The sequence below is a fragment of the Micromonospora sp. NPDC002575 genome (genome assembly GCF_042889525.1).
Taxonomy (GTDB): Bacteria; Actinomycetota; Actinomycetes; order Mycobacteriales; family Micromonosporaceae; genus Micromonospora; species Micromonospora carbonacea.
The window spans coordinates 1-2965 of sequence record NZ_JBIARA010000053.1 but is presented as its reverse complement, the minus strand read 5'-3'; the positions used below and the strand labels follow the sequence as shown (position 1 = coordinate 2965).

Genomic DNA, 2965 nt, shown 5'->3' with positions numbered 1-2965 from the left:
GAGGCCGTCAAACCAGCCATAGCCCTGGACATGGACGCAGGGTGTCGGCGGCGGCTGAAATCTGACCCAGTTTGGGCGGTTGAATTCTGACCCGCTGGGTGGGTTGTTGTTGGTCAGTCGTCGTTGGTGGGGGCGGGGACGCGTCCGAGGTTGCGTCCGCGCATGCGGTAGGAGTCGCCTTTGAGGGAGTGGACCTCGGCGTGGTGGACGAGGCGGTCGATCATGGCGGCGGCCACGGTCTCGTCGCCGAAGACCTCTCCCCAGCGTCCGAAGGGTTTGTTGCTGGTGACGATCACGCTCGCTCTCTCGTAGCGGTTGGAGATGAGCTGGAAGAACAGGTTGGCGGCCTCGGCCTCGAAGGGGATGTAGCCGACTTCGTCGATCACGATGAGCGGGTAGCGGCCGAGCTTGGCAAGCTCGCTCTGGAGGCGTCCGGTGTGGTGGGCGTCGGCGAGGCGGTCGACCCACTGGGCGGCGGTGGCGAAGGCGACGCGGTGGCCGGCCTGGCAGGCGCGGACTGCGAGTCCGGTGGCCAGGTGGGTCTTTCCGGTGCCCGGCGGGCCGAGGAAGACCACGTTCTCCTTGGCGCTGATGAAGTCCAATGTTCCCAGGTGGGAGAGTTGTTGTCGCGTCACGCCACGCAGCAGGGTGACGTCGAGTTCCTCGATCGTCTTGATGGCGGGCAGGCGGGCGGCACGGATGCGGGCTTCGCCGCCGTGGGACTCCCGGGCGGCGACTTCTCGTTGCAGGCAGGCGGCGAGGTATTCGGTGTGGGTCCAGCCTTCGCCGCGGGCGCGCTCGGCGAGGCGCTCGGCGGCTTCCAGCAAGGCGGGGGCCTTCATGGCGCGGCAGTAGAAGGCCAGGTCGGCGGTCATCTGGCGGCCGGTGGGCTGCTTCGGCGTGGTCGTGGTGCCGGTCGCGGCGGGGGCAGTAGTGGCGGCCATCAGGACACCTCCGCGCCGGGTTCGCCGCCCTCGCCGCCGCCGTCGATGACGGTGAAGGCGCGGTCGTAGACCTCCAGGCGGCGCTGCTCGACCTCGACCAGATCGGCGGCGCCGGACCAGCCGTCACGGGCGTCCTGGTGGCGGCGGAAGGCGCCGCGCAGGGCGGCTCCGGCCGCCGCGTGTTCGGGGTCGGTGAGGGTCTGGTGGCGGGCCCAGCAGCGCGCATGCCGGGCCACCACCTGCCCGTCGCAGTAGGCGATGACCTGCTCGGTCGTGACGACCACGGCCACCTTGCGGCCGATGACACGCGGGTGGATGGAGTAGTCGCAGGTATCGACGCGTACGTAGTGATCGCGGCCCAGGCGCAGGGTGGTGTGCCACCAGCACGGCGGCGAGGTCGGCGGCAAGGGCAGCATCCGGGCCCTGTCGGCCTCCCACCGGTCGGCCGGACGCGCGTCCAGACTGCGGTGATGGCGCCGGTTGGCCACCGCCAGCCACGCGGTCAGCTGGGCGTTGAAGTCGTCCGGTCCGGCGAAGGTCCGCCCGGGCAGGAAGGACGTCTCCAGGTAGCCGTTGGCCCGCTCCACCAGCCCTTTCGCCTCCGGATCGCGGGGGCGGGTCTGGAAGATCCGGCAGGCCAGCAGCCCCGCCAGCGCGGTGAACTCCACGGTCAGGTGCCCGCCCCGGCCGACCCCCGGCTCGTTGTCCCACACCAGCATCCGCGGGACACCGCCCCAGCTGGACAGCAGCCGCCAGTGCCCGTCGATCAGGTCCCCGGCCTGCCGGGAGGGCAGCATCCTTGCCGCGATGATCCGCGAGTAGCCCGACACCAGCACCAGCACCGGCGGCGAACCGGCCTGCCCATGGCCCAGCGGCACCGAGACCGGCGGGAACCACAGATCACACTGGGCCAGCTCACCGGGCTGATACACCGTCCGCGACACCGGGTCGATGGGCAGATAGGCCGGCCGCAGCTCCCGCACCCGCTCCTTCAGCACCGTCATCCCCTTCTCCCAGCCGATCCGCTCGGCGATCACCGTGGCCGGCATCGTCGGCGTCTGCTGCAGCAGCTCACGGATGGCCGGCTCGACCGCGTCCACCGCCGAGCCCTTCGCCGCCCGCTCGTACCTCGGCGGCCGGTCACTGGCCAGCGCCCGTTTGACCGTGTTCTTCGAGATGCCCAGATGCCGCGCGATGGCCCTGATCGGCATGTGTTCGGCACGGTGCAGGCGGCGGATCTCTGCCCAGTCCTCCACAGGAATCACCCTCTCTCCTCCTGACCTTGATCAAGATCAGGAGGGATGTACCACCACAGAGGGTCAGATTTGATCCGCCGTCAGAGGGTCAGGATTCACCCGTCGCCGACACAGGGGGCTTGGCCACCAACCGGCCCCGGCTTTGCGTAGCCGTGATGGCACATTGTTCCGACCAGAGCTCGAAGACTTGAGCGAGACGCGCGAAGAAGGCAGCCGCCGCAGCCAGGCAGATGTAGACGGCGACGAGCCCAACACCGATGCGGGACGCGATACCCGGAGTCGGTTCATGGTCGGTCCAGGGCCAGCCCATGACCGCATATACGACGGCCAGGCCAGCCGCAGCGGAAATCCACGCAGCGCCGAGCAGCGACCACAGGATGTCCTGATAGTCATCCTCATCGTCGTCGCCTTGCGCGGGCCGGCGTTTAGTCGGTTCCGGATTGCCGGATGCCTTCTTCCCGTAGGGCGGGAGAAAGATCTGCCAGAGACCACCGTGAACGTCGCCACCCACAAACGTGCCGGAGCCATGGTTGTGCTGTTCCCGGTGCTCAGCGTCCGTCATCTGACGCCCCGCCGTAGTTGAACGTCAGCCCACCGTGGACGTCACCGCCGATGAACGTTCCAGTGCCCGTATTGCGCTGGTTCCAGACCTTCGAGGACAGCAAGGTGGGCTCCGCGAGCTCGTCCACCTCGCTCATGGCATCGCGGTGCTCGTCAAGGTACTGGGCGATGAGTTGCGCCCAGGCGGCGGCTGCCACCGCCTGG

The 2965-nt window shown here is 69.0% G+C and carries 4 protein-coding genes; all 4 read right to left on the bottom strand.

Features of this window, described 5'->3' with window-relative positions; genetic code table 11:
* Positions 1-113: 113 nt before the first annotated feature.
* Entirely contained in the window at positions 114-944 is an 831-nt protein-coding gene (gene istB, locus ACFYWL_RS30935; RefSeq protein WP_386980291.1) for an IS21-like element helper ATPase IstB, read from the bottom strand.
* Entirely contained in the window at positions 944-2209 is a 1266-nt protein-coding gene (istA, locus tag ACFYWL_RS30930; RefSeq protein ID WP_386980288.1) for an IS21 family transposase, read from the bottom strand. The genes istB and istA overlap by 1 nt, the downstream gene beginning before the upstream one ends.
* 79 nt (positions 2210-2288) lie before the next feature.
* Positions 2289-2762, bottom strand: a complete 474-nt coding sequence (locus ACFYWL_RS30925; RefSeq protein WP_386980285.1) for a hypothetical protein — start codon at positions 2760-2762, stop codon at positions 2289-2291.
* The coding region (locus ACFYWL_RS30920; protein WP_386980282.1) for a hypothetical protein at positions 2749-2965 on the bottom strand (217 nt) is incomplete at its 5' end. The genes ACFYWL_RS30925 and ACFYWL_RS30920, both read right to left, overlap by 14 nt.